The sequence below is a fragment of the Burkholderia sp. Ac-20392 genome (assembly GCF_017104585.1).
Classification (GTDB): domain Bacteria; phylum Pseudomonadota; class Gammaproteobacteria; order Burkholderiales; family Burkholderiaceae; genus Burkholderia; species Burkholderia lata.
The window spans coordinates 1-2,706 of record NZ_JAAGPB010000756.1 but is presented as its reverse complement, the minus strand read 5'-3'; the positions used below and the strand labels follow the sequence as shown (position 1 = coordinate 2,706).

Below are 2,706 nucleotides of genomic sequence, written 5' to 3'. Positions count from 1 at the left end.
CGTCGCTGACCACGCAGGTCGGCGGCGAGCTGATTCCGTCCGACGTGCCGGGCTCGCTCGCGATGGGCGTGCGGCAGCCGGCCGGCGTCGTGCTTGGCATCGCGCCGTGGAATGCGCCGGTGATCCTCGCGACGCGCGCGCTCGCGCTGCCGCTCGCATGCGGCAACACGGTCGTGCTGAAGGGCTCGGAGCTGTGCCCCGTCACGCACGGGCTGATCGTCGAGGCGCTGCAGGAAGCCGGGCTGCCGCCGGGCGTCGTCAATTTCGTGACGAACGCGCCCGAGGATGCGGGCGCCATCGTCGATGCATTGATCGCGCATCCGGCCGTGCGCCGCGTGAATTTCACGGGCTCGACGCGCGTCGGCAGGATCGTCGCGGAAGCGTGCGCACGTCACCTGAAGCCGTCGGTGCTGGAACTTGGCGGCAAGGCGCCGTTCGTCGTGCTCGACGATGCCGATCTCGATGCGGCGGTCGCGGCGGCTGCGTTCGGCGCGTTCGCGAATTCCGGGCAGATCTGCATGTCGACCGAACGCATCGTCGTCGACGCATCGATTGCCGATGCGTTCGTCGCGAAGCTCGCGGACAAGGCCGCATCGCTGCCGCTCGGCGATCCACGCCAGGGGCCCGTCGTGCTCGGTTCGCTGATCGACATGAAGGCCGTCGAGCGTTGCAATGCGCTGATCGACGATGCGCTCGCGCACGGCGCGACGCTCGTGTGCGGCGGCAAGGCCGACAGCACGCTGTTCCCGGCCACGCTGCTCGACCACGTGACGCCGGCGATGCGCATCTATGCGGAAGAATCGTTCGGCCCGGTGAAGGGCATCGTGCGCGTCGATGGCGAGGAGGCCGCGATCCGTTGCGCGAACGACAATGCGTTCGGGCTGTCGTCGGCCGTGTTCAGCCGCGACGTCGCGCGTGCGATGCGCGTCGCGGCCCGCATCGAATCGGGCATCTGCCACGTGAACGGCCCGACCGTGCACGACGAGGCGCAGATGCCGTTCGGCGGCGTGAAGGACAGCGGCTTCGGCCACTTCGGCGGCAAGGCCGGTATCGCGGCGTTCACGGACCTGCGCTGGATCACGGTGCAGACCGCACCGCGCCACTATCCGTTCTGACGAGGCCGCCGACGATGAGGATTGCGATTCTGGGCGCCGGCGCGATGGGCTCGCTGTTCGGCGGGCTGCTGGCCGAAAGCGGCGAGGCCGTCACGCTGATCGACGTGAACGATGCGCATCTCGATGCGATTCGCCGCGACGGGCTGCGCATCGATGACGATCGTGGTGAACGACGCATCCGTACGTTGCAGGCGGTACGGCCGGAAGCCGCGAATGCGGATGCGGCCGCCTCGCCCGAGGCATCGTTCGACTTGCTGATCGTTTTCACGAAATCGCTGCATACGCGCACCGCGCTCGACGGCGTGCGTGCGCTGCTCGAGCGGGACACGCACGTGCTGACGCTGCAGAACGGGCTCGGCAACGTCGAGACGCTGAATGCGTTCGTGCCGCTCGAGCGCATCCTGGTCGGCGTGACGACGTGGCCGGCCGACGCCGCGGGGCCTGCGCACGTGCGCTCGCACGGCGCGGGCACGATCCGCATGATGACGGCCGACGGCGCGGCGCGCCCGTTCGCGGCGACGGTGGCCGATACGCTGTCGCGCGCGGGGCTCGCCTGCACGCTGGATGCCGACGTGTGGGCCGCGATCTGGGAGAAGGTCGCATTCAACGCGGCGCTCAACACGCTGTGCGCGACGACGGGCTGCACGGTCGACCAGCTCGGCAATCATCACGACGGGCCGCGGCTCGCGCTCGCGATTGCAGCCGAGGTGGCCGCCGTCGCCCGCGCGAAGGGCATCGCGGTCGACGGTGAACGTATCGCGCGCAACGTCGAGCATGCGATCCACGAGCATCGCGGCCATCGTCCGTCGATGCTGCAGGACGTACTCGCGGGCCGTCGCACGGAAATCGACGCGATCAGCGGCAAGGTCGTCGCGGCCGCGCGCGAAGCGGGCGTGGCGGTGCCGCATGCGGAAACGCTGCTCGCGCTGGTCCGGCTGATCGACGCGCGGATGAACTGAGCATCAGGCTGGCGGCGCGGCTTGCGCCGCACGACGAGACGAGCACGTCGCGCGCAGACGACGGCGCCGGATCGGGACGGGTTGGACGAGACACCGGAGCCGGCGCCGATGCGTCGACGCCGGCCGACTGCGCAGCACGAGATCCGGGCACGCGCCACCGCGCCAGCCCGGGCCACCGGAGACGCCATGAACGCCATCGAATGCCGTTGTCTTGCCGCGCGCCGTGCGCGCACGTTGCCGCCTGGGCGCGGTACACGGGAGGTCGCATGAGCACGCGCGACGGATTGCAGCCGCCGTCCGTCGACATCGGCGCGACGCTCGACGACGGGCCGTTTACGACGATGCAGCGCTGCGTGGTGCTGCTCGCCGCGCTCGCGATCGTGCTCGACGGCTTCGACGGCCAGCTGATCGGCTTCGCGATTCCGGTGCTGATCCGGGAATGGGGCATCACGCGCGGCGCGTTCGCGCCGGCGGTGGCGGCCGGGCTGATCGGGATGGGTATCGGCAGCGCGTGCGCGGGGATCGTCGCGGACCGCTTCGGCCGCCGCCAGGCCGTGATCGGCAGCGTGTTCCTGTTCGGCATCGCGACCTGCGCGATCGGCTTCGCACCGGACGTCACGGCGATCGCGGTG

At 70.5% G+C, this 2,706-nt stretch carries 3 protein-coding genes; all 3 read left to right on the top strand.

The features are described 5' to 3' along the window. The coding region (locus G3N99_RS37825; RefSeq protein WP_206124926.1) for an aldehyde dehydrogenase family protein at window positions 1-1,115 on the top strand (1,115 nt) is incomplete at its 5' end. A gap of 14 nt (window positions 1,116-1,129) precedes the next feature. Further along, a complete protein-coding gene (locus tag G3N99_RS37820; protein WP_206124925.1) occupies window positions 1,130-2,074 on the top strand; it encodes a 2-dehydropantoate 2-reductase in 945 nt (314 codons plus the stop codon). Between the two features lie 266 nt (window positions 2,075-2,340). Continuing rightward, window positions 2,341-2,706 (top strand): MFS transporter (locus G3N99_RS37815; protein WP_206124924.1); only part of this gene is annotated, 366 nt, incomplete at its 3' end.

What these genes read in the sequence shown, in the direction of transcription:
- G3N99_RS37820 (WP_206124925.1), top strand. Translation starts at nt 1,130, where the DNA reads ATGAGGATTGCGATTCTGGGCGCCGGCGCGATGGGCTCGCTGTTCGGC.